Origin of the sequence: Bradyrhizobium sp. Ce-3, from assembly GCF_022835695.1 — a bacterium.
Lineage (GTDB): Bacteria > Pseudomonadota > Alphaproteobacteria > Rhizobiales > Xanthobacteraceae > Bradyrhizobium.
In genome coordinates this window covers 353,387-376,928 of record NZ_BQUV01000009.1, presented here as the reverse complement: position 1 = coordinate 376,928, position 23,542 = coordinate 353,387, and the positions used below count along the sequence as shown (strand labels likewise).

23 protein-coding genes are annotated in these 23,542 nt (G+C 65.0%); 16 read left to right on the top strand and 7 right to left on the bottom strand.

Features of this window, described 5'->3' with window-relative positions; all coding sequences use genetic code 11:
- Positions 1-84: 84 nt before the first annotated feature.
- From BRSPCE3_RS29275 to BRSPCE3_RS29260, 4 genes are all read left to right on the top strand, one after another.
- Positions 85-981: a DUF692 domain-containing protein gene (locus tag BRSPCE3_RS29275; RefSeq protein WP_244069804.1), complete on the top strand. Its 897-nt coding sequence runs from the start codon at positions 85-87 to the stop codon at positions 979-981.
- Complete coding sequence (locus BRSPCE3_RS29270) at positions 978-1,763, top strand: DNA-binding domain-containing protein (protein ID WP_244069803.1); 786 nt, start codon at positions 978-980, stop codon at positions 1,761-1,763. The genes BRSPCE3_RS29275 and BRSPCE3_RS29270 overlap by 4 nt, the downstream gene beginning before the upstream one ends.
- Before the next feature lie 17 nt (positions 1,764-1,780).
- Positions 1,781-2,770, top strand: a complete 990-nt coding sequence (locus BRSPCE3_RS29265) for a hypothetical protein (RefSeq protein WP_244069802.1) — start codon at positions 1,781-1,783, stop codon at positions 2,768-2,770.
- A gap of 98 nt (positions 2,771-2,868) precedes the next feature.
- Positions 2,869-4,557, top strand: coding sequence for a SulP family inorganic anion transporter (locus tag BRSPCE3_RS29260; protein WP_244069801.1), 1,689 nt, complete (start codon positions 2,869-2,871; stop codon positions 4,555-4,557).
- A gap of 114 nt (positions 4,558-4,671) precedes the next feature.
- Here BRSPCE3_RS29260 and BRSPCE3_RS29255 read toward each other — a convergent pair whose 3' ends face one another.
- On the bottom strand, positions 4,672-5,061 hold the full coding sequence (locus BRSPCE3_RS29255) for a hypothetical protein (protein WP_244069800.1): 390 nt from the start codon (positions 5,059-5,061) through the stop codon (positions 4,672-4,674).
- 226 nt (positions 5,062-5,287) lie between these two features.
- Entirely contained in the window at positions 5,288-6,712 is a 1,425-nt protein-coding gene (locus BRSPCE3_RS29250) for an FAD-binding oxidoreductase (RefSeq protein WP_244069799.1), read from the bottom strand.
- Positions 6,713-6,846: 134 nt separating this feature from the next.
- On the opposite strand from BRSPCE3_RS29250, the gene BRSPCE3_RS29245 reads away from it, so the two are divergent.
- Complete coding sequence (locus tag BRSPCE3_RS29245; RefSeq protein ID WP_244069856.1) at positions 6,847-7,332, top strand: thioesterase family protein; 486 nt, start codon at positions 6,847-6,849, stop codon at positions 7,330-7,332.
- A 10-nt stretch (positions 7,333-7,342) separates the two neighbouring features.
- Here the strand turns inward: BRSPCE3_RS29245 and BRSPCE3_RS29240 are convergent, their stop codons facing one another.
- Positions 7,343-7,516 carry a DUF1328 domain-containing protein gene (locus BRSPCE3_RS29240; RefSeq protein WP_074128779.1) on the bottom strand — a complete coding sequence of 58 codons (174 nt, stop codon included), beginning with the start codon at positions 7,514-7,516 and terminating at the stop codon, positions 7,343-7,345.
- A gap of 279 nt (positions 7,517-7,795) precedes the next feature.
- Between BRSPCE3_RS29240 and BRSPCE3_RS29235 the strand changes: the two genes are divergently transcribed.
- The 5 genes from BRSPCE3_RS29235 (at position 7,796) to BRSPCE3_RS29215 (ending at position 13,343) form a co-directional block, all read left to right on the top strand.
- Positions 7,796-10,336 carry an ATP-dependent helicase gene (locus BRSPCE3_RS29235; RefSeq protein ID WP_244069798.1) on the top strand — a complete coding sequence of 847 codons (2,541 nt, stop codon included), beginning with the start codon at positions 7,796-7,798 and terminating at the stop codon, positions 10,334-10,336.
- 76 nt (positions 10,337-10,412) lie between these two features.
- Positions 10,413-10,826 carry a hypothetical protein gene (locus tag BRSPCE3_RS29230; protein ID WP_309296340.1) on the top strand — a complete coding sequence of 138 codons (414 nt, stop codon included), beginning with the start codon at positions 10,413-10,415 and terminating at the stop codon, positions 10,824-10,826.
- Positions 10,823-11,509 carry an OmpA family protein gene (locus BRSPCE3_RS29225; RefSeq protein ID WP_244069796.1) on the top strand — a complete coding sequence of 229 codons (687 nt, stop codon included), beginning with the start codon at positions 10,823-10,825 and terminating at the stop codon, positions 11,507-11,509. The genes BRSPCE3_RS29230 and BRSPCE3_RS29225 overlap by 4 nt, the downstream gene beginning before the upstream one ends.
- A 152-nt stretch (positions 11,510-11,661) precedes the next feature.
- Positions 11,662-12,585, top strand: a complete 924-nt coding sequence (locus BRSPCE3_RS29220) for an ABC transporter ATP-binding protein (protein ID WP_244069795.1) — start codon at positions 11,662-11,664, stop codon at positions 12,583-12,585.
- Positions 12,582-13,343 (top strand): ABC transporter permease, encoded by a 762-nt coding sequence (locus BRSPCE3_RS29215; RefSeq protein ID WP_244069794.1) that lies wholly within the window; start codon positions 12,582-12,584, stop codon positions 13,341-13,343. The genes BRSPCE3_RS29220 and BRSPCE3_RS29215 overlap by 4 nt, the downstream gene beginning before the upstream one ends.
- A 117-nt stretch (positions 13,344-13,460) precedes the next feature.
- Here BRSPCE3_RS29215 and BRSPCE3_RS29210 read toward each other — a convergent pair whose 3' ends face one another.
- Positions 13,461-13,790, bottom strand: a complete 330-nt coding sequence (locus tag BRSPCE3_RS29210) for a hypothetical protein (RefSeq protein ID WP_244069793.1) — start codon at positions 13,788-13,790, stop codon at positions 13,461-13,463.
- A 283-nt stretch (positions 13,791-14,073) separates the two neighbouring features.
- Here BRSPCE3_RS29210 and BRSPCE3_RS29205 point away from each other — a divergent pair, with 283 nt between their 5' ends.
- Both BRSPCE3_RS29205 and BRSPCE3_RS29200 read left to right on the top strand, forming a co-directional pair.
- On the top strand, positions 14,074-14,868 hold the full coding sequence (locus tag BRSPCE3_RS29205; protein ID WP_244069792.1) for a L,D-transpeptidase: 795 nt from the start codon (positions 14,074-14,076) through the stop codon (positions 14,866-14,868).
- A gap of 340 nt (positions 14,869-15,208) precedes the next feature.
- Positions 15,209-16,066: an alpha/beta hydrolase gene (locus tag BRSPCE3_RS29200; RefSeq protein ID WP_244069791.1), complete on the top strand. Its 858-nt coding sequence runs from the start codon at positions 15,209-15,211 to the stop codon at positions 16,064-16,066.
- 46 nt (positions 16,067-16,112) lie between these two features.
- On the opposite strand, the gene BRSPCE3_RS29195 is transcribed toward BRSPCE3_RS29200, so the two are convergent.
- On the bottom strand, positions 16,113-16,670 hold the full coding sequence (locus BRSPCE3_RS29195; RefSeq protein ID WP_244069790.1) for a DUF308 domain-containing protein: 558 nt from the start codon (positions 16,668-16,670) through the stop codon (positions 16,113-16,115).
- Between the two features lie 138 nt (positions 16,671-16,808).
- On the opposite strand from BRSPCE3_RS29195, the gene BRSPCE3_RS29190 reads away from it, so the two are divergent.
- Positions 16,809-17,396, top strand: coding sequence for a TetR/AcrR family transcriptional regulator (locus tag BRSPCE3_RS29190; RefSeq protein WP_244069789.1), 588 nt, complete (start codon positions 16,809-16,811; stop codon positions 17,394-17,396).
- A 17-nt stretch (positions 17,397-17,413) separates the two neighbouring features.
- Here the strand turns inward: BRSPCE3_RS29190 and BRSPCE3_RS29185 are convergent, their stop codons facing one another.
- Positions 17,414-19,678 carry a spermidine synthase gene (locus BRSPCE3_RS29185; RefSeq protein WP_244069788.1) on the bottom strand — a complete coding sequence of 755 codons (2,265 nt, stop codon included), beginning with the start codon at positions 19,676-19,678 and terminating at the stop codon, positions 17,414-17,416.
- A gap of 260 nt (positions 19,679-19,938) precedes the next feature.
- Between BRSPCE3_RS29185 and BRSPCE3_RS29180 the strand changes: the two genes are divergently transcribed.
- On the top strand, positions 19,939-21,540 hold the full coding sequence (locus tag BRSPCE3_RS29180; RefSeq protein WP_244069787.1) for an NAD(P)/FAD-dependent oxidoreductase: 1,602 nt from the start codon (positions 19,939-19,941) through the stop codon (positions 21,538-21,540).
- Positions 21,541-21,804: 264 nt separating this feature from the next.
- On the opposite strand, the gene BRSPCE3_RS29175 is transcribed toward BRSPCE3_RS29180, so the two are convergent.
- Positions 21,805-21,969, bottom strand: coding sequence for a Flp family type IVb pilin (locus tag BRSPCE3_RS29175; RefSeq protein WP_244069786.1), 165 nt, complete (start codon positions 21,967-21,969; stop codon positions 21,805-21,807).
- 169 nt (positions 21,970-22,138) lie between these two features.
- Here BRSPCE3_RS29175 and BRSPCE3_RS29170 point away from each other — a divergent pair, with 169 nt between their 5' ends.
- Together BRSPCE3_RS29170 and BRSPCE3_RS29165 are read left to right on the top strand one after the other, a co-directional pair.
- Complete coding sequence (locus tag BRSPCE3_RS29170; protein ID WP_244069785.1) at positions 22,139-23,026, top strand: 50S ribosomal protein L11 methyltransferase; 888 nt, start codon at positions 22,139-22,141, stop codon at positions 23,024-23,026.
- 6 nt (positions 23,027-23,032) lie between these two features.
- Positions 23,033-23,536, top strand: coding sequence for a hypothetical protein (locus tag BRSPCE3_RS29165; protein ID WP_244069784.1), 504 nt, complete (start codon positions 23,033-23,035; stop codon positions 23,534-23,536).
- Positions 23,537-23,542 lie beyond the last annotated feature (6 nt).

Here is a 23,542-nt window from a genome sequence, read left to right as displayed (position 1 = left end):
GCCCGGTGTAGGCCGGGCCTCGTTTCCATGATAGTTTTCTGAAGTTGGGCGCCGTGAGCCGGACGCCAGAAGCGCGGAGCCGCCATGAACGTTGCGAGCAGGTCACCGGACAAGTCGGTGCTCGCAGAGCGCCCGCTGCAATCGGCCAAGCCGCCGTTCCTCGGCTTCGGCCTCGGGCTGCGCGCCCAGCATTACGACGAGATCCTGAGCGGCAATCCGCCGATCGACTGGTTCGAGGTGATCAGCGAAAACTACATGCTGCCCGGCGGCCAGCCGCTGCGCATCCTCGATCGCATCTGCGAACGCTATCCGGTCGTCATGCATGGTGTCTCGCTGTCGATCGCCTCCACCGCGCCGCCGAATTTCGATTATCTGCAGGGCCTGAAGGACCTAGCGCAGCGCGTCGAGCCGAAATGGGTGTCCGACCATCTGTGCTGGACCGGCGTGCACGGCAAGAACCTGCACGATCTGCTGCCGATCCCCTATACAAGCGAAGCGCTCGATCATGTGGTGAGCCGGGTACAGCTGGTGCAGGACTTCCTCGGCCGCGCCATCGTGCTCGAGAATGTCTCGACCTATGTGCAGTTCAACAATTCCGAGATGACGGAGTGGGAATTCCTCTCCGAACTGTCGCGCCGCTCCGGCTGCTGGCTGCTGTTCGACATCAACAACGTCTATGTCAGCGCCTTCAATCACGGCTATGACCCGATGGCTTTCCTCAACGGCATTCCTGCCGACCGCGTCGTGCAGTTTCACATGGCCGGTCACAGCCACATGGGAACGCATATCATCGACACCCATGATCATCCAGTGTGCGAAGACGTCTGGGATCTCTATGCCGCGGCTTTGCAACGGTTCGGCCGGGTCTCGACCATGATCGAGCGCGATGACAACATCCCGCCGCTCGACGAATTGCTGGTGGAGGTGAAGCGGACCCGCGAGATCGCCGGGAAGGTTCTGCCTGCGAGCGCGTCCGCGTGAGCGACTTCGCGCGCCAGCAGAGCGTTTTTCAGCGCGCCATCCTCGCCGGCGACGACAGCATTCTGGCCGAAATCCTCGACAGTCCGCGCGAGACGCGCGAGACGCTGTTCGGCGTCTATCGTTACGCCTACGGCTCGCGGCTGGTCGAGGCGATGCGTAACGACCACGAGCTGCTGCATCGTTTTCTTGGCGACGAGATGTTCGACGAGATGGGCCATGCCTACGTCAAGGCACGACCGTCCGAGCACCCGAACCTGCGCTGGTTCTCGCAAGGGCTGCCGGACTTCCTGAGGTCCACCGAGCCCTACAGCAGCCATCCCGTGCTCGCCGACCTTGCTGGACTGGAGAAAGCATTGAACGACGCCTTCGATGCCCGCGAGGGTGCGGTGCTGGCGCTGGAGACAATGGCCGGCTTTGCTCCGGAGCAGTGGAACGATCTGGTGTTCGCCCCGCATCCGAGCACGGCCAGGATCGATCTGTCGACCAATGCCGCCGCGATTTGGATGGCACTGAAGAACGACGAGACGCCGCCCGAAGCGGAGACGCTCGCCGAACCCGTACGCCTGCTGATCTGGCGACAGGACACAACGCCGATGTTCCGCGAGCTGCCGACGGAGGAGGCGATGATGTGGGACGAAGCCTCTAACGGCATTCCGTTCGGCGTGCTCTGCGAGATGCTCGCGACCTATGCCGATCCCGACAATACCGCGGCGCGTGGCGCCGGTTATCTGCATGGCTGGATCACGGCGGGACTTCTGACGGCGGCATCCATTCGCGAATAGGGACGCGGCAGGTCGTGATGAAAGGCATCTCGACATATCGCGTGATTGCCGCGGCGATGCTCATCGCGGCCATCATCCTCGGCATCGCGTCCTGTCATGTCGAGGCGCAGTCCGAGTTCATGCGCGGCAATGGCATGCCCTACGACGCCTTCGACAAATTGCCCAAGACCGATCTCGACGTTCCCGGCGGCACCATCCATGTCGCCTTCGCCCCCGGCGACATGACATTGCCCAAGGACACGATATTCGACTGGATCAAGGCGTCCGCCCGGGCGGTCTCGATCTACTACGGCCGGTTTCCCGTCAGCTCGCTGCGGCTACTGCTGGTCCCGGTCGACGGCGCACGCGTGCGCGGCGGCACCACGTGGGGTTACCGCGGCGCCGCCATCCGGTTGCCGATCGGCCGCGACGCCGGCGCCGACGATCTCAAGCGCGACTGGGTGATCGTCCACGAAATGGTACACACTGCCCTGCCCGACCTCGACGACCGCTACGCCTGGCTGTCGGAAGGGCTCGCGGTCTATGTCGAGCCGGTCGCACGCGTGCAGGCCGGCGACCTCACCGCACAGGAAGTTTGGCAGGCGATGCTGCGCGACATGCCCAAGGGCCTGCCGCAGAACGGTGACGAGGGCCTCGATAATACCGACACCTGGGGCCGCAAATACTGGGGCGGCGCGATGTTCTGCCTGTTCGCGGATGTCGAGATCCGCAAGCGCACCGGCAACAAATTCGGGCTGCAGGATGCCATGCGCGGCGTGCTCGCCGCCGGCGGCAACCATGAAAAGGAGTGGCCGATCGGGCGGGTGCTCGCGACCGCCGACAAGGCGGTGGGCGTCGATGTGCTGGAGCGGCTGCACAGCGAATGGGGGTCGAAGGCGGTAACGCCCGACCTCGCCGCACTGTGGCGCGATCTCGGCGTCACGCTGCAAGGCGACGGCGTCGAATTCGACGACGGCGCGCCGCTGGCGGTGATCCGCAAGGCAATTACACAAGTGCGTCCGCACTAGCCGCTGACCCTCGCGGCTGCACAGAGCCCAACTCCACTGGATTTTGCCGGCGCGATGTCAGACTATCTGAGAATCGCCGCAGTCCACGTGGGAGACCGATGGCCGACGTTCATCCGACACGCGCCAACTGGCCGATCTTCCGCTCGCTCAGGGCGTTCAAGCCGAGCGACCTGCCGGGTGATCTGATCGCCGGACTGACGCTCGCCGCGATCGCAATCCCCGAGCAGATGGCGACCGCCCGGCTCGGCGGCTTCTCGCCGCAGATCGGCTTCTTCGCCTTCATGGCCGGTTCGCTCGGCTTTGCGATGTTCGGCGCCAACCGCTTCCTGTCCTGCGGCGCCGACTCCACGATTACACCGATCTTCGCGGCCGGCCTGGCGCTGATGGCGACCGCAGGTACACCCGACTATCAGTCGCTGGCGATGGCGCTGGCGCTGATGGTCGGCGCGATCATGATCGCCGGCGGCCTGTTCAAGCTCGGCTGGATCGCCAATCTGCTGTCGACGCCGGTGACGGTCGGCTTCCTCGCCGGCATTTCCGTCCACATCCTGGTCTCGCAGCTGCCCGGAGTGCTCGGCCTGTCCACGCCGGACGGGCCGACGCTCTACAAGCTCGGCGTGCTCACCGAAAAGATCGGCCAGACCAATGCCTACACGCTGGCGATCGGCCTCGGCGTGCTGGCGCTGGTTGCCGGATCGGAAAAGGTCAGCGCACGTATTCCGGGCGCGCTGATCGGTCTGGTCGTCGCCACCATCGCCGTGATCGCAGGCCATCTCGAAAGCAAGGGCGTCAAGGTGGTCGGCATCGTGCCGGGGTCGCTGCCGAAGCCGTCGCTTCCGGACATCGCGCCGGAGCGATGGATCAAATTGCTGTCGCTGGCGATCCTGATCGCCATCGTGGTCATGGTGCAGACCGCGGCAACGACGCGTTCGTTCCTCTCCGATCCGGACAAGCCGGCCGACGTCGATCGCGACTTTCTCGGCGCCGGCGCCGGCAGCCTGCTCGCCGGCCTGTTCGGCGCCTTCCCGGTCAATGCCAGTCCGCCGCGCACCGGCATCGTGTCGGAGACCGGCGGCCGTACCCAGCTCGCCGGCCTGTTCGCCGCCGCCATCGTGCTCGCGCTGCTCGCCTTCGGCGCGACGCTGCTGCAGCACGTGCCGGACGCCGCGCTCGGCGGCGTCCTGCTGTTCGTGGCGCTGCGCATCATCCGCGTCAAGCAGATCGTCGCGATCTACCGCCAGTCGTTCTACGAATTCCTGCTGGTGGTGGCGACGGCGGCCGCGATCATCGTGCTGCCGATCGAGCAAGGCGTCGCCGTCGGCATCGCGCTGTCGCTGCTGCACGGCATCTGGACCACGACGCGCGGCCAGCTGGTGGAATTCGTCCACGTGCCCGGCACCACGATCTGGTGGCCGGCGGGTCCGCACGTCACCGGCGAGCGCAAGCCCGGCATTGCCGTGGTCGGCCTGCAGGCGCCGTTGTCGTTCCTCAACGCCGAAGGTTTTCACGGCGGCGTGCTCAAGACCATCGGCCACGCGACACCCAAGCCGAAGCTGCTGGTGATCGAGGCCAGCGGCATGATCGAGATCGACTTCACGGCGGCGCAGGCGCTGCGCGATTTGTTTCGCGAGTGCCGCGAAGACGGCGTGACGGTGGCGGTGGCGCGGCTCGAATCCGAGCGCGCGCAGAACGCATTCGAGCGCTTCGATCTCTACGAGGTGCTGCAGCGGGACCACGTCTTCCACAGCGTCGATGAAGCGGTGCGTACGCTCGGCGGGCAGGCATAGATTAGGTCCCTAGCCCGGATGAAGCGAAGCGCAATCCGGGATTCCTCGCGCATTGAAGGATCGTCCCGGATTTCGCTTCGCTTCATCCGGGCTACGAAATCCAGCCCATCCCGTTCAAGCCCCCTCTTCCAGCGTCGGATGCTCCTTCAGCACCTCCGCCTTGATCGAGCCTGCGTGGATGGCACGGAACAGCGCCCGACCGGTCTTGATGTTGTTGGCCTTCATGCAGAGACCGACGATCTCGCGCACCGCGGAATCGCGCACCAGCTCGTCGGAGATCTTCATCGCGGTCTCCATCGCGGCCTTGGCGGCGCGCTCGTAGCGATCGCGCTCGACCTGCTGCTGCGTCGGCGAGCGCTTGCCGGGTGAGCCGATCGCCTCGGCGCAGCCGGCCGCATCGCGGCAGATCGCACGGATTCTATGCGCAGCCTCGATATCGCCGAGCGGCTGTGCGACCGGATCGTCCCAGATGTCCTTGCGCTTGGCCTTGTTGAACAACCACATCGCCGTACCTCGAAGCACGGCAAGCATAGCTGTCCCTGGTGCAACCTGTGAATGGCGGAGTCTGCGCGACGCCGAGCAAGCGGCGAACTATGGCGCGGAGGTCACACCAAACCGGCCGCATCGCACGACGCGCGCCCGGAGCGAGCGGCCGTGATCACAGTGCGTCACACACAGCGGGCAAAAAGGTGCCGCGGGCGCTGATGAATCCTCCGCTGCGTGAGACGCCTCAGCTGGCGGGAACGATCTTTCCGGGATTGAAAATGTTCTGCGGATCGAGGGCGAGCTTCAGCGCCCGCATTGCGTCGAGCGCCTCCGGGCCGAGTTCGGCCTTCAAATATTTCTGCTTGCCCTGGCCGATGCCGTGCTCGCCGGTGCAGGTGCCGCCCATCGCCTGTGCACGTTCGACCAGGCGATGCATGAACTCCTCGCCGCGCGCCATCTCGCCCTTGTCGTTGATGTCGCAGACCAGCGAGCAGTGGAAATTGCCGTCGCCGACATGGCCGACGATCGGCGACAGCAGATTGAGCCGCTTCAGATCGTCCTCAGTCTCGGTGACGCAGTCGGCGAGCCGCGAGATCGGCACGCAGACATCGGTCGCGACGACGCCGATGCTGTCGCCGGGGCGCAGCGCCTTGACCGACCAATAGGCGTCGTGCCGCGCCTGCCACAGCCTGGTGCGGTCCTCGGGCTTGGTGGTCCAGGTGAAGTCGCCACCGCCGCATTCGGCGGCGATGTCGCGGAAATTCTTCGACTGCTCGGCGACCTCGACCTCGCTGCCGTGGAATTCCAAGAGCAGCAGCGGCGTCTCCGGCAACGACAGTTTCGAATAGTTGTTGCAAGCCTTGACCTGCTCGGCGTTCAGCAGCTCGATCCGCGCCACCGGGATGCCGGTCTGGATCGCAAGGATGGTGGCCTGACAGGCGCCACCTACCGTTTCGAACGAACAGGCCGCGGCCGCGATGGTGTCGGGAATGCCGCGCAGGCGGATGGTCAGCTCGGAGATGATGCCGAGCGTACCCTCGGCGCCGACGAACAGATGCGTCAGGTCGTAGCCGGCCGACGACTTCTTGGCGCGCGTGCCGGTGGTGATGATCTCGCCGTCGCCGCGCACCACCTTCAGGGCCAGCACGTTCTCGCGCATGGTGCCGTAGCGCACCGCGTTGGTGCCGGAGGCGCGGGTCGAGGTCATGCCGCCGAGCGAGGCGTCGGCGCCGGGGTCGATCGGGAAGAACAGGCCCTGGTCGCGCAGATGCTCGTTCAGCGCCTTGCGCGTCACGCCGGGCTGGATCACGCAGTCGAGGTCCTCGGCATGCACCGCGAGCACCTTGTTCATGTCGCGCAGATCGATGCAGACGCCGCCGGCGGGCGCGTTGACCTGGCCTTCGAGCGAGGTTCCGGTGCCGAACGCGATGACGGGCACGCGGTTGGCTGCGCAGATTCGCACCACGTCCTGGATGTCGGCGGTTTCCTGCGCCATCACCACCGCATCCGGCGGCTGGGTCGGCAACCAGGTGGTGGTATGGGCGTGCTGTTCGCGCACTGCCTGCGATGTGACGAGCCGGTTGCCGAACCGCGCCGCCAGCGCGTCGATCGCGCGCTTCAGGGCTTGCGGCTCAGGTCGCGTCACATTGCTCGAAATCGTTGTCGCCACGTCAAATTTCCTCCCGGCTTTAGCCGACCGTGGCAAAGCTTGTATAAGGGGTCAAGAGAGCCTGACTTGAAAAAAGTTCATGCTCAGACGCCAACAGACCGGGATGGGAGACGACTTCAGTGACCGCCAGCGAGATGCCGCTTCCATCAGCCCCGTTCAAGTCGTCCGTGATGCAGATCGAGCCGCAATGGATCGATTACAACGGCCATCTCAACATGGCCTATTACAACGTGATGTTCGACCGCGCCATCGACGAGATGTGGCTGCAGCTCGGCATCGGGCCGGCCTACATGAAGGCGCGGCACTGCTCGACCTTCACCGCCGAGTGCCACGTCCGTTATCTCAGGGAGATTCGTCTCGGCGATCCCGTGCAGGTCTCGGTGTTCCTGCTCGGCGCCGACGAAAAGCGGCTGCACACGTTCGAGGAGCTGCGCCACGGCACCGAAGGCTGGCTGTCGGCGACCTCGGAAAACCTCACGCTGCACATCGACATGGAGGCGCGCAAGGTGGCGCCGTTCCCGCCCGATATCCAAGCCCGCGCGCAAGCGATCGTGGAGAGCTATGCGGATGTGCCGCGTCCCGAGGGCATCGGCCGCAACGTGGCGATGCCCTCGAAGTGACTATTCTCGCCTAGACCCTTGTGCGGCCGCGCACCAATCCGAGCACCGCCGTCACCAGGAACAGGATAACGGCGATGAAGAAGATCGCCTTGGCGATTTCGATCGAGGCGCCGGCGATGCCGCCAAAGCCCAAAATGCCCGCGATCAGGGCGATGACCAGGAATGTGACGACCCAGCTCAGCATGATCCAATCTCCGCTTCGTATCCTCGCGCCGGCGTTGACCCCGCGCCGCATTTGTTGAAACAATCGCGCGGGGAAACGCTGGTTCCTGCGTACGAAACCGCGAAATTTTCGCCGATTTCAGGAACCGGGCTGCTTGTCACTGCCGCCAAAACCGTTCCTGTCGGCCGTTATAAAACCTGTCAAAACGGCCGATCAGGCCCTATATGCCCCTCAATCCCTGTTAAGAAGGCTCCCCTTCACCGTCCCGCGGTGCCATCGTGGGGCCGAGACGATTCGCGTATGACCGAACCGAGCAAATTGCCCCATGACGGCGTTCCCGAGCACCAGCCGGTGGCTGGCGGCATCGCCGCGCGTGCGCGGGCCGCGGCAGGCGTTCCGCAATATCTCAACGGCCTCAATCCGGAACAGCGCGAGGCGGTCGAGACGCTCGACGGCCCCGTGCTGGTGCTGGCCGGTGCCGGCACCGGCAAGACGCGCGTGCTGACCACGCGCATCGCGCATATCCTGAGCCAGGGCCGCGCGCGGCCGCACGAGATCCTGTCGGTGACCTTCACCAACAAGGCGGCGCGCGAGATGAAGCTGCGGCTCGGCCAGATGCTGGGCCAGGCGGTCGAGGGCATGCCGTGGCTCGGCACCTTCCACTCGATCGGCGGCCGCATCCTGCGTATCCATGCCGAGCTGGTGCAGCTCAAATCCAACTTCACGGTGCTCGACGTCGACGACCAGGTACGGCTGTTGAAGCAGCTGCTGCAGGCCGAGAACATCGACGACAAGCGCTGGCCGGCGCGGATGCTGGCCGGCCTGATCGACAGCTGGAAGAACCGCGGGCTGTCGCCGTCGCAGGTGCCGGCGGGCGAGGCCGCCTCGTTCGGCAACGGCAAGGGCGGCAAGATCTACGCGACCTATCAGGAACGGCTGAAGATCCTGAACGCGGCCGATTTCGGCGACCTCCTGCTCGAGAACATCAGGCTGTTCCGCGAAAACCCTGATGTGCTGCGGCAGTACCAAAACCGCTTCAAGTTCATCCTGGTCGACGAATATCAGGACACCAATGTCGCGCAGTATTTGTGGCTGCGGCTGCTGTCGCAGGCGCCGTCACGGCCGGGCCTGCCGCTCTCGGCGGTGATTCCTGGACCGCTCGACAAGGAAGACGCCTCGGCCGGGCAACCGGCGGCGCAGCCCGCGGCGTCATCTGCTCTGGCGCCGCCGAAGAACATCTGCTGCGTCGGCGACGACGACCAGTCGATCTATGGCTGGCGCGGCGCCGAGGTCGACAACATCCTGCGCTTCGACCACGACTTCCCCGGCGCCAAGGTGATCCGGCTCGAGCGCAACTACCGCTCCACCGGCCACATCCTGGCCGCAGCCTCGCATCTGATCGCGCACAATGAAGGCCGGCTCGGCAAGACGCTGCGCACCGAGGATGTCGACGGCGAGAAGGTCACCGTCACCGGCTCCTGGGATTCGGAAGAGGAAGCCCGTGCGATCGGCGAGGAGCTCGAGGAGCTGCAACGCGCCGGTGAAAACCTCAACAACGTCGCGATCCTGGTCCGCGCCTCGTTCCAGATGCGCGAGTTCGAAGACCGTTTCGTCACGCTCGGCCTCCCCTACCGGGTGATCGGCGGTCCCCGATTCTATGAGCGCGCCGAAATCCGCGATGCGCTGGCGTATTTGCGCACCATCAATTCGCCGGCCGACGATCTCGCCTTCGAGCGCATCGTCAACGTGCCCAAGCGCGGCCTCGGCGACGCCACCGTGCAGTTGCTGCACGACCACGCCCGCAAGCGCCGGATTCCGCTGTTCGAGGCGGCGCGCGCCGTGGTCGAGACCGACGAGCTGAAGCCGAAGGCGCGCGGCTCCCTGCGCGACCTCGTGATGCAGTTCGACCGCTGGCGCGCCCAGCGCGAGGTCACCTCGCACACCGAGCTCGCCGAGATCGTACTCGACGAGAGCGGCTACACCGAGATGTGGCAGAAGGACCGCTCGGCCGACGCCGCGGGCCGGCTGGACAACCTCAAGGAGCTGGTGCGCTCGATGGAGGAATTCGAGAACCTGCAAGGGTTTCTCGAACATATCTCGCTGGTGATGGACCGCGACGGCGAGGCCGGCGACGAGGCGGTGTCGCTGATGACGCTGCACTCGGCCAAGGGCCTCGAATTCGACAACGTGTTCCTGCCGGGCTGGGAGGAGGGCCTGTTCCCGAGCCAGCGCACGCTGGACGAACAGGGCCGCGCCGGGCTCGAGGAGGAGCGCCGTCTCGCCCATGTCGGACTGACCCGCGCGCGCCGCCGCGCCAAGATCTATTTCGCGACCAACCGCCGCATTCATGGCACCTGGTCGACCACGATCCCGTCGCGCTTCCTCGACGAGCTGCCGGCGCACAATGTCGAGATCACCGAATCCAAGGGCGGATCCGGCTGGGGCGGCAGCGGCGGCTATGGCGCCTCGCGCTTCGACAACCTCGAATCATTCGGCTCGAGCTATTCGACCCCGGGCTGGCAGCGCGCCCAGGCCAACCGCAATCGCGGCGGCGGGGGACGCAGCGGCGGCTTCGAGGAGCGGCAGTCCTCGTTTACAGGCTCGCGAAGCGATGCCTCCTCTGAAAGCTTCAATCGCACCAAGCGCGGCCCGATGGTCATCGAGGGCGAGCTGGTGGCCAAATCCACCGGCACCACGTCGGAATTTTCGCTGGACGACCGGGTGTTTCACCAGAAATTCGGCTACGGCCACGTGGTGAAGATCGACGGCAACAAGCTGACCATCGCCTTCGAAAAGGCCGGCGAGAAGAAGGTGGTCGACAGCTTTGTGCAACGGGCGTGACATAGTGGCCGTCCCTGGCGGCCTTCCCTGTTCGTAGCCCTTGACCCCAGTTGAATTCATGGGTTGAGATGGCCCCATGGTCCGGGGTGGGTTTTTCCTTTTCGTTGTCGCGCTCACTGCGCCGTCGCTGGCGGTCGCGGAGACGATGAGCTTTGGCGATTCGACGGCGCAGCTCGCCAAGGCCTGCGGCGCCGACATCACCGCGAACTGCCGCGGCGTCAATCTCGACTCCAACCGCCTCAAGGAATGCCTGTCCCGCAACCGCGACGTGATATCGCCGCAGTGCAAGGAGAGCTACTTCTCCACCCTCGATGCGATCCAGAAGCGGATCGCGGCGCGCGTTACCGTCGCGAACGCATGCACCCGCGAAATCGTCAAGGTCTGCGGCGGCTCGACCAAGGAGACCAGCAAATCGGTCCCCTGCCTGGTCAGCGCCAAGGGCCTCAGCCGCAATTGCACCCAGGCGATCAACGACGCGGGGTATCAATGATGCGCCGGTCGGTGCGCGGCTTGCGCGACATTGGACTTTTGGGCCTGCTCGGCACGCTGGTCTTGCTGGCGATGCCATCGGTGCACGCGCAGACCGCCATCACGCGCGACGACATCATCGCCAAGCTGAATCATTATGAGACGGACGCCGAGATCGATGTCCCGGCGCTGCGCCAGCAGGCGGCCGAACGATCGAAGTCGCGCTCGAAGAACGAGCCGCCGCCCTCGAAGCGTCCGCCGATCGCTCCCGACCTGACCAAGCTGCCGACGTTCAATGCCGATATCCAGTTCGACGTCGACACGCCGATCGTGCTGCCGGACTCCTACCAGACCGTCGGGCGCATCGCCGATGCGCTGACGCAGTCCTCGCTGCTGCCCTACACCTTCCTGATCGTCGGTCACATCGAATCGACCGGACGGCGCGAGAACAACGTGCTGCTGAGCCAGCGGCGCGCCGACGCGATCCGCGACATCCTGGTCAACACCTTCAAGATCACGCCGAAGCGCCTGCAGTCGGTCGGGCTCGGCGAAGAGCAATTGCTCGACCCAGCCAAACCCAATGCGCCCGTCAACAACCAGGTGCAGATCATGCTGGTCGGCAAGCTCGCCGAAGCCGCGCCGCCCGCGCACCCCGCCCCGGCGGCGGCCGCCAAGAAGCCGGCGAAACCGGCGAAGAGGCACTAGAGCGGCTCTTCCGCCACACTGCAGAACGAATTTTCTGCCCGGACAGGTGATTGCAGAACGGAATATGCGTGCCTATCTGGGCTGAACCCGCATCATGCGCCAGCCCGGGCCTCAATCCGCGCGCGCCCCCTCCCTCACGCTTCCGATCCTCCATGTCGCCGATCATTTCCGTATCCAATCTTTCAAAGACCTATGGCTCCGGCTTCAAGGCGCTGAAGGGCATCAATCTCGACATCAATCGCGGCGAGATCTTCGCGCTGCTCGGGCCGAACGGCGCCGGCAAGACCACGCTGATCAGCATCATTTGCGGCATCGCCAATCCGAGCGAGGGCCGCATCTCTATCGGCGGACGCGACATCATCAGGGACTATCGCGCGGCGCGGTCGATGATCGGGCTGGTTCCGCAGGAACTGCACACCGACGCCTTCGAATCGGTCTGGGCGACGGTCAGCTTCAGCCGCGGCCTGTTCGGCAAGCCGAAGAACCCCGCCCATATCGAAAAGGTGCTGAGGGACCTGTCGCTGTGGGACAAGAAGGACAACAAGATCATCACGCTGTCCGGCGGCATGAAGCGCCGCGTGATGATCGCCAAGGCGTTGTCGCACGAGCCGCAGATCCTGTTCCTCGACGAACCCACCGCCGGCGTCGACGTCGAACTGCGCAAGGGCATGTGGGAAGTGGTCCGCACGCTGCAGGCGTCCGGCGTCACCATCATCCTGACCACGCACTACATCGAGGAAGCCGAGGAGATGGCCGACCGCATCGGCGTCATCAACAAGGGCGAGATCATCCTGATCGAGGACAAGGCGACCTTGATGCAGAAGCTCGGCAAGAAGCAGCTGACGCTGCAATTGCAGCACAAGCTCGATGCCATTCCGCCGGCGCTTGCCGCCTACAATCTCGAACTGTCCGACGACGGCCACGCAGTGACCTACGATTACGACACCAAGGGCGACCGCACCGGGATCACCAGCCTGCTCAACGATCTCCGCAATGCAGGCATCCGGATCTCCGATCTCGATACCAAACAGAGCTCCCTCGAAGACATCTTCGTCAGCATCGTGAGGGCGCCATGAACTACCGCGCAATCCAGGCCATCTACCTGTTCGAAATGGCGCGCACCTGGCGCACGCTGCTGCAGAGCATCGTCTCGCCGGTGGTGTCGACCTCGCTGTATTTCGTGGTGTTCGGCGCTGCGATCGGCTCGCGCATCACCGAGGTCGAGGGCGTCAGCTACGGTACTTTCATCGTGCCGGGGCTCGTGATGCTGTCGGTCTTGACCCAGAGTATCTCGAATGCGTCGTTCGGCATCTACTTCCCGAAATTCGCCGGCACGATCTACGAGATCCTGTCGGCACCGATCTCCTATTTCGAGATCGTGATCGGTTATGTCGGCGCGGCCGCCACCAAGTCGATCATCCTCGGCCTGATCATCCTGGCGACCGCCGGGCTCTTTGTGCCGTTGCATATCCAGCATCCGGTCTGGATGCTGACCTTCCTGGTGCTGACCGCCGTCACCTTCAGCCTGTTCGGCTTCATCATCGGCATCTGGGCCGACGGCTTCGAGAAGCTGCAGATGATCCCGATGCTGGTGGTGACGCCGCTGACCTTCCTCGGCGGCAGCTTCTATTCGGTGAACATGCTGCCGTCGGGCTGGCGCACACTCACGCTGTTCAACCCGGTGGTCTACCTGATCTCCGGCTTCCGCTGGAGCTTCTACGAGATCGCCGATGTCAGCGTCGGGCTCAGCCTCGGCATGACCGCGGGCTTCCTGATCGCCTGCATGGTGATCGTGGCCTGGATCTTCAGGACCGGCTACCGGCTGAAGAACTGACCAAGCTTCAGGAGGTCTCGGAGCCCGGATGAGGCGCAGTGTAATCCGGGACAGTCTCGCAATCTGGCGAGACCGGCCCCCGGATTTCGCTGCGCTCCATCCGGGCTACGCGCTGCCTCAATAGCAATGGAAATGGCCGTGGCGATAATAGCCGCGGCAGCGGTGGCCACGGCGGTAGCCGCGATCCGGGATACCGAACACGCCCTTGACCGCACCCATGGCGCCGCCGACACCGGCGCCGACGGCGCCGCCGACCACGCCGCCTATCGGACCGGCGGCCCGGTTGCCCTCATAGGCGCCTTCATGCGCGCCGCGGACGATGCCCTGGGCATGGCCGGCATGGGGGACTGTCACCAGCGCCAAAGCGAGGGCTGCGGCCGCAAGCAGGAGCCGCGCGGAGAGGCCGGCGGGAGCGACGGCCGCGGTCTTAACCTTGGTGTTGTTCATCTGGATTCCTTGATGCGCGGCGCGAATGCGCCGCTGGGCGGGATTGTGAAACGCCCATGCGGCCAAATGGTTGCGTGGCCGTGGGGCTGTCGCCGCCGCCTGCTCGCGAAAATGTCAGTCCAGCGTGACAGGCCGGCCCGGCTTCGGCCTTGTTTGCGCCTCGTGCGGGATTAACGATGCGCGAGGTCCGCCACTGGAACCAAGTTCGGATTCCGGGCATATTGGTTGCCGGGGACGGAGAGCCACGGCTTTGCGATCAGGCCTGGAGGCCAAGGGTAACAAAATGCGTTCGTTCCTCATTGCGTTCACGTCCGTGATGCTTTTCACCGCCAGCGCCGCGCAGGCCAAGGTCGACATCACCATCGACAAGGACAACCAGCAGATGACCGTCGCGGTTGACGGCGTCGCGCGCTATCACTGGCCAGTCTCGAGCGGCATCCCGTCGCGCGAAACGCCGAACGGCACCTTCCGTGCGTTCCGCATGGAGGAGGATCACTACTCCAAGGAATTCGACGACGCGCCGATGCCGCACTCGATCTTCTTCACCAAGATCGGGCACGCGATTCACGGCACCGACTCGGTGAACCGCCTCGGCACGCCGGCCTCGCATGGCTGCGTGCGGCTGTCGCGCGACAACGCGTCGACGCTCTACGCCCTGGTCCAGAAGGAAGGCGTGCTCAACACCACGGTGACGCTGACCGGCTCGGCGCAGGTCGCGCTGGCGCGCACTCCGCGTGGACGCAACGGCACCGCCGTTGCGCGCCGCGCACCGCAGCAGGACGAGCAGTACGGCACCGCCGCCGCCGGCGACCCGGTGGTCCTGACACCGCAGCCGCGCGAATATCCGGCAGCGCAGCCCCGCCCCGATGACGGCTACATCTATCCGGCCGACGGCAGCTCGACCGCGCAACGCTACCCGGCGCCGCCGTCGAGCCGCCGGGTCTACGACGCGCAGGCCTACGGCCAGCAACAATACTACGGCAATCAGGGCTACGCGGTGGCGCCGCAAGGCGCCTACCAGCCGCGGCCGTACTACCAGCAGCAGCGCAACTTCTACGGCAACAGCTATCAGGACTAGAGCGTTTTCGAGCGCGAGCCTGTCCCGCACGTGATGCGGGATGGGTGCCGGTTCGCGTGAAGAAAACGTGTCAAAAATCGAGAGCGCTGACCTGATCCACTGACGGCTCCGCAGGCCGCGCGCCGTCGGTTCACGCCCCCCTCACCGGCTTGTGACCATCGAAAAAGGCCCGCGCCGGCGTGCGCCGTGGCCCGTCGTCGCGCCGTCATCTGATTGTAAAATTAGCCCGATATTCGGCGGCAAAAGTGCCCCGCTCGGCCCCTGGAGGCCGATTCACGCGGAATGCCCGATGACGTCAGGGCGAGAAGCGCGGGTCACGGACGCAGTATCAGAGGTCGACATGAAACGGGGCATCATTGTCCTTTGCCTGTGCATCGTGGCGATGGCCGGCTATTTCACGACGGACAGATGGGCGATCAGCCACACGACGTTGACGTTCCACGACGTGCTGCGCAACGACCGCGACGTCACGGTCGAGGTGGCGGTCCGGCGCGACCGGCAAATGCAGGCGATGGCCGAGATGATCGAGCTGCCGGTCGCGATCCTGAGCCACGGCAACACCGTCAAGAACACCGAGTACTCGTTCCTCACCAATTTGTTCGCGTCACGCGGCTACCTCGTGGTCAGCATCCAGCACGATCTCGACACCGATGCGCCGATGGTAACCATGGTCGGCGAGGAATATGTCGGCCGCCGCATGCAATACAATCGCGGCGTCTTCAACATCATGTATGCGATCGACGAGCTCAAGAAGCGCTATCCGAACGCCAACTATCGCGCGCTGACGTTGATCGGCCATTCCAACGGCGGCGACATCTCGATGTTCTTTGCCAAGCAGCATCCCGACCTGGTCAAGAAGGTCGTGACCCTGGACAATCTGCGCGTCCCCTTCATCACCGACGGCAAGATCAAGATTCTCTCGTTCCGCTCCCGCGATCCGGTGTTCAAGGCCGACCCGGGCGTCGTGCCCGACGACGAGACCTGTGCGCGGCTCGGTATCAAGGTGGTGCGAACCGAATTCCATCACAACGACCTCAGCGATCGCGGCCCCGACAGCGCCAAGTCGTCGATCCAGGCCGGCGTCGAACAATTCCTCGACGAGGACGCCGGCACGACCACGCCGACGATGCCGCTGCTCGCCGCCTCGACACCCGCATCCGCGACGACGGCGACAGCGACAGCACCGGAGCAGAAATAGCGATCGCGTTGACGTCGACGCGCGCTCCGATGCTGCCGGGCAGCGCCTACGCACGTGCGCTGCGATGGGCCCTGGCAACCAGCCAGATCGCCGAAAGCAGGAAATAGAACGCGCCGAATCCCGCATAGGGCGCGACGTCCAGAATCGTCGGCGCTGCGGTGCCGACCGATCGGCTGATCATGTAGCCGCCGGCCAGTGCCGACTGTGCACCACTCAGGACCATCGCCCATTGCGCGCCGACGTGGCGCCAGCGCCTGATGCCAGTGGACAATTGCAGCACGCCGGCGAGGATCGCCCAAACCCCGAACACCGCCAGAACGGCATAGGTGTTGTGGCCGGCAGCCACGATCACGGCGATCGCCGTAATGGCGCTGACCGCGACATTCAATGCCTGGGACGGGTTGGCGATCAGCCCGCCATTGACCCGCGCGTCAGCAAGGTTGGCGATCGCGTCCCATGCCGGGTAGATCACGAGCAGCAACGCGGCAGGGCCCGCTTGCCCGCTGAAGAGAACGGCGGCGGCAACCCAGGCGATCGAGAAGATCGCGCGCCCGAAATAGTAGGATTGCAGCCAGCTGGATTGGGCCGAAAGTCGGCTTTGCATTGAGTACCTCCTATGTTTATCTATCTACTAGTAGGTAGATAAACATGTCGGGTCAATCGGGCGACGGGACACCTTCTTGTGTCGAACAGGCGCGCGGCACCGGCTTGACAACTTACCTACCGGAAGGTAGGCGCCGCTATGAACCCAATGATTTCGACCTCGGACCGCATCCTCGACGTCGCGCAGTCCCTCATCGTGGCCGGCGGCTATAACGGCTTCAGCTATGCCGACATCGCGGAAGCGATCGGCATCAGGAAGGCGAGCATCCATCACCACTTCCCGACCAAGGCCGAGCTGGCTTCGGCGCTGGTCGATCGCTACCGGCGGGAGACGGAACTGGGCCTGAGGTCTCTACGGGAGCAGTCCGCCGACCCCGCCGACCAATTGCAGTCCTATGTGAACTTCTGGCAGGGGTGCATTCAAGACGCCTCGCTGCCGTTCTGCGTCTGCGCGATGCTTGCCGGCGAGATGCCGGCGTTGCCGGACGAAGTCGCCTCGCGCGTCCGCGGCCATTTCCAACATCTCGCGGGATGGCTGACATCGGTGCTGCAGGCCGGCGCGGAACAGCACCTGTTCCGACTGGGCAAGCGGCCGGACGAGGAGGCGCAGATGCTAATGGCGTCGGTCCATGGCGCCATGCTCTCTGCGCGCGCTTTCGACGATCCCGGACTGTTCGCCGCAATCGTCAAGCCCCAGATCGCAAGGCTGCTGGGAGCGGATCGCTAGAGCAAGACCGATCGAGGCTACTGCTCGCCGTCGCGCAGGCGCCGGTACACCGCGCCCAACACGTTCGAATAATCGTCGGTCCAGACCCGCTGCTTCTCGTTGGCATCGGTCTCGGTCCAGACGTCTGATGATGCGAGCTTGCCGACGTCGGCGTCCTCGCGCGCGGAGACCACGACCGAGGTCGAGAAGATGTACTCGTTGTCGCGCCCGGAATCCTCGCTGTAGACCCAGCTCTTCATGTCGTTGGCGTCGGCAATGCCGACCACGACGCTGGCGAGTTCGAGATGACGGTTGGAGACGTGCATCACGACCGCGCCCTGTGGCGCCAGCTTCTGCTTGTAGATCGCCATCGCCTCTTCGGTCGCAAGATGGATCGGGATCGCGTCCGACGAATAGGCGTCGACGATGATGAGATCGTAGACGCCGTCCGGCTCCCTGGCGAAGGTCAGCCGCGCGTCGCCGATCACCGGCTTCAGGTTCGGCTCGCAGTTCTGGATGTAGGTGAAGTATTTCGGGTCGCGTGCGGTATCGACCATCGACTGGTCGATCTCAAAGAAGCGCCAGTCCTCGCCCGGCTGCGACGCGCAGGTCAGCGTTCCCGAACCGAGGCCGATGACCGCGACTTTCAGCGGCGCGCCCTTGCGCTCGCGGATCGCCGTGATCGCCTGCCCGATGCCGCCATCCTTGTGGTAGTAGCTGATCGGCTCCGGTCTGCCGGTGACCGGCGTGCCGTCGTCGTTCTTGAACTTCTCGGCGCCGTGGATCGTGGTGCCGTGCATCAGCACGTGATACTGCCCGTTCGGCGTCACCACGATCTTGTGCACGCCGAAGAAGCTGCGCACGGTTTCGACGCGGCCGTCGTCGGACGGATAGGCGCGCAGCACCACCAGCGCGACGGCGACGGTGGCGAAGATCTTCCAGCGATTGGCATTCAGTGCGAGCGCGAGCAGCGCCGAGAGCACGCCGACTGCGCCGATCACCCACACTCGGTGGTCGTCGAGCCAGTTGAAGATGTCGCCGGCCGAATAGCTCGGCGCGATCAGCCCAACCGCCAGCACCGCGAGGAACGGCCAGTACCAGGCGCTCCAGCGCGGCAGCCGCTCGGCGCCGCCGGGCGGACGGCACAGCGCCGCGAGCGCCAGCAGGATCGGATATTCGGCGACCCATGAGAAGGTGAACGGCGCAATAAGCCCCGCGAACAGGCCGCCGATCATGCCGCCGAACGACAGCGCGACGTAGAAGCCGGTGAGATATTTCGCGGCCGGGCGGGTGCGTGCGAGTTCGCCATGGCAGGCCATCGCGATGATGAAGAAGCAGAGCTGATGGCCGCCGAGCGTGAGCAGCAGGTTCTGCTCGCCGCCGACCGCAAGCAGGATCACGACGCCGGCGATCGCCAGCGGCTGCAACAGCAGCATCCATTTGTGCGGCAGCAGCGGCCGCGACTGGAACACCAGCACCCAGGTCAACAGATACAGCGACAGCGGCAGCACCCACAGCAGCGGCGCGGCCGCAACGTCGGTCGAGATATGCGCCGTCACCGCGATCAAGAGGCCGGACGGCACCGCGGCGAGGAAAATCCAGCGCGCCCGCAGCGACCATGACGGCGCCGGCGCATCGGCATCGTCGACCTGCATGTTGCGTGCGCCGGCGTCCGCCGGCGATCGCAACAGCAGCACGCCGCAGCCTGCGATCAGGACGATCAGGAGACCATAGCCGCTGGTCCAGATCAGGTTCTGGGTGCGCAACGTGAACATCGGCTCGAGTAGCACCGGATAGGACAACAGCGCGAGGAAGCTGCCGATGTTCGAGGATGCGTAGAGGAAATACGGATCGGGGCCGTTGGGGTGGCCGGTGCGCACGAACCAGGCCTGCAGCAGCGGATTGTTGGCGGCGAGCGCGAAGAACGGCAGGCCGATCGAGACCACGAACAGGCCGAGCAGCCAGATCGCATAGCCCGAGGTCGGCGGCTCGCCCCAGCCGCTCCGGATCGACAGCGGCAAGGTCGCGAGCGCGACGACCAGCAGCACCAGATGCACCGCGACTGGCACGACACGGCTGTTCAGCTTCATCAACAGATGCGCATAGGCGTAGCCGCCGAGCAGCAGCGACTGGAAGAACACCATCGCCACCGACCACACCGCCGGCGAGCCACCGAGCCGCGGCAGCACCATCTTGGTGAACAGCGGCTGCACCGAGAACAGCAACAGGGCGCTGACGAAGATCGCGGCGGTGTAGACAACCAGCACCAGCCGGTTTCGCGAGGCGGACGGCTCAGATGTCATGAAAGCTCCGGCATGGACCCGGCGGGCGCCGGAGGCGGACGGTCCGGCGGCACCGCACCGGAGGATTGGAATCGATCATACGGCAGTATCACGGACAAGAAACCGCGGTCACGCGGACTTGACGACACGGCGCCGCGGCGGCACAGCACGTTAATCCTGTTTGAGCATGATCTCGGCGCAAAGGCTTCACCTTTGTCGCCAGGGAAAGCCGGTTTCCACTTTTCCGGATCATGCTCTAATCACTGCATCTTGAAGCGGACATGAACGAAACAGACGTCGTCATCATCGGTGCGGGGCACAACGGCCTCACCTGCGCGGCCTATCTTGCGATGGCGGGGCTGCGCGTGAAGGTCGTGGAACGCCGCAAGGTGGTCGGCGGCGCTGCGGTCACCGAGGAGTTCTGTCCAGGCTTCCGCAATTCGGTCGCCGCCTACACGGTGAGCCTGCTCAACCCGCAAATCATTTCTGACCTGAAGCTTGCCGATCACGGCCTCAGGATCGTGGAACGGCGCGCCCAGAATTTCCTGCCCGCGTCCGACGGCAGCTACCTCTTGACCGGCGAAGGCCGCACCCAGCAATCGGTCGCGAAGCTCAGCCAACGCGACGCGGACACGATCGGCGTGTTCTCAGGGGAACTCGAGGCCATCGCCGACGTGCTGCGCCAATTCGTGCTGCGCGCGCCGCCGAACCTCGTCGAGGGTTTCGGCATCGGCGCCATCAGCGAGGCCTTCAACGCGCTCGGCACCGCCAACATCCTGCGGCGGCTGTCGCTGGAACAGCAGCGCGATCTGCTCGACCTGTTCACGCGCTCGGCCGGCGACATGCTCGACGAGCGCTTCGAGAACGACCTCGTCAAGGCGCTGTTCGGCTTCGATGCCATCGTCGGCAATTATGCCAGTCCCTACGCGGCGGGCTCGGCCTATGTGATGCTGCATCATGCCTTTGGCGAGGTGAACGGCAAGAAGGGTGTCTGGGGCCATGCGATCGGCGGCATGGGCGCGATCACCCAGGCGATGGCCAGCGCGGCACGCAGCCATGGCGTCGAGATCGAGACCGATGCACCGGTTCGCGAGGTGATCGTCGAGAAGGATCGCGCCGCCGGCATCGTCCTCGACAATGGCACGACCATCCGCGCCAGATACGTCGTCTCGAACGTCAATCCGAAGCTGCTGTACACACGCCTGGTGCCGGCAGGCGCACTGGCGCGCGAATTCCTCGCGCGCATCTCGCGATGGCAGAACGGCTCCGGCACGTTCAGGATGAACGTGGCGCTCGATGCCCTGCCCTCGTTCAGCGCGCTGCCCGGCCCCGGCGATCACCTCACCGCCGGCATCATCATCGCGCCAAGCCTCGGCTATATGGACCGCGCCTGGCGCGACGCGCGTGAATTCGGCTGGAGCCGCGCGCCGGTTGTCGAGGTGCTGATCCCCTCGACGCTCGACGACAGCCTAAGCCCGCCGGGCCGGCATGTTGCGAGCCTGTTCTGCCAGCACGTCGCGCCGCAACTGCCCGGCGGCAAATCCTGGGACGACCATCGCGAGGAGGTCGCCGATTTGATGATTGCGACCGTCAACCGCTACGCCCCCGGCTTTGCAAGCAGCGTGGTCGGCCGCCAGATCCTGTCGCCACTCGATCTCGAGCGACAATTCGGCCTGCTCGGCGGCGACATCTTTCACGGCGCGCTGACGCTGAACCAGCTGTTCTCGGCGCGGCCGATGCTCGGCCATGCCGACTACCGCGGGCCGCTCCGCGGTCTCTACCATTGCGGTTCCGGCGCCCATCCCGGCGGCGGCGTCACCGGCGCACCCGGCCACAACGCCGCGCGGGCCATCCTCGCCGACCATCGCGCGCTGTTCGCATAGCGCTGCCGGCGCGCCGATGCGCGACAAGCTGTGGACAGGTCTGTTGAGGAACTGTGGGTCGGCTGTGGTCAGACCGGGTGTCCGCTGGTGCGAAAGCCGGTGAGCATCCCTGTCAATTGCCTGTGCAACAGCGGCTGACAAGTCAGGGGACAACACGGCCGATATCTTGTCGACAAGCTGCGCGGGACGCTGTGGACAACCGGTTGAAAAGAAAACACCGGGCGTCGTTGCCCGGTGCCTGCTCGAGAACGCCGTCTGCGAAAATTACTTCAAAGAGCCGGCAATCGTGCTGAACGTTCCGCTCAACGATGTGCCGACGCCATTCACCGCAGCGATGATTGCAATCGCGATGCCGGTCGCAATCAGTCCGTACTCGATGGCGGTTGCGCCGGACTCATTCCGCAAAAATCTAACGATAAAAGCCTTCATTGCAGCCCTGCCCTTGGTTGTGATGCCATTGGAGCAGTCAGTTCCTGCTCCGGAACCGGTACTACTACGGTAAAATCTAAAGTTGACTAAATCGGGAACCTATCAATTCTCGCGATATTCGATTGAATCCCGGTTGAAATTTTAACAAAAACCGCGCTACCGGCCTCCGATGACCCCGTCCACGCACCGCGCCAGCCTCACCCTTCCCGATGAACAGACCGCAAAGCGCGTGGTAGACGCGCTTTCCGAGATGTTTTTCGAGGATCAAGCGGCGTTTGCGGCCTTTGAACGGCCGGACGCCCGCTGGGACGTCACCGTCCACTTCGCCGAGGCGCCGGACCAGGCCCTGCTCCAGGAGCTCGTTGGACAGGTGGTGATGCGACAGAATGTCGCATCGACTTTGGTATTTGACACCGTGGAGGCGAAGGACTGGGTCAAGGCCAGTCTGGAAGACCTCGTCCCGGTCGCAGCCGGCCGCTTCATCGTCCACGGCCAGCATGACCGGCACCGGATCCCGCCCAACAAGCTCGGAATCGAGATCGAGGCGGCGCTCGCCTTCGGCACCGGCCATCACGGCACCACGCGCGGCTGCCTGTTGCTGCTCGACCACGTGCTGAAGGCCTATCAGCCGCGCCGGGTGCTCGATCTCGGCACCGGGACCGGCGTGCTGGGGATCGCCGCCGCCAGGGCGCTGCACGGCAAGGTGCTGGCGAGCGACATCGACCCGCCGTCGGTCCGGGTCGCCGAGGAGAACGCCCGGCTCAACGGCGCCGGCCATCTGGTGGACGTGATCCGTGCCACCGGATTTGCAGCGCCGCGCTTTGCCGAGGATGGTCCCTTCGACCTCGTGCTCGCCAACATCCTCGCCAATCCGCTGCGGCAGCTGGCTGGGCCGATGGCGCGCCACCTCGCCTCGTCGGCGCAGGTCATTCTCTCCGGCCTGCTGACGCACCAGGCGCCGGCCGTGATCGCCGCCTATCGCGCCCGCGGACTGGTGCCGCTGCGGCATCTGAGGATCGAGGGCTGGAGCAGCCTGCTGCTGCGCTCGGTGCGGTGAGATGCAATGACCGCCGCCGGCAGACAGTGCGGCGACTGCACGCTCTGCTGCAAGGTGATGGCGATCGAGGAGCTGGCAAAGCCCGCCAACGCCTGGTGTCCGCATTGCGAGCCGGGAGGCGGCTGCCGGACCTATCCGAGCCGGCCGGCGGAGTGTCGCGCGTTCAGCTGCGTCTGGCTGGTCAACGCACTCCTGGAGGAGCACTGGAAGCCCTCCAGATCGAAGCTTGTCCTGACCACCTCCGACGACGGTCTCGAGGTCAGGTGTGATCCCGGCTTCCCCGACGCCTGGCGCAGGGAGCCGTTTCGCGGCGAGCTGAGGGAATGGGCTATTTCCGGCGAGGCGCTCGACATGACCGTCGTCGTCATCGTCGGTCAGCGCATGACGCTCCTGACAGCAGAGCGCGAATTCGATCTGGGCATCGTCGGTCCCGATGAGCGGATCGTGCGCGAACTCGAGGGCACCAGGGTCGTCAACGTGACCGTGGCCAAGGCGTCGGACCTGGAATAGTCGTCA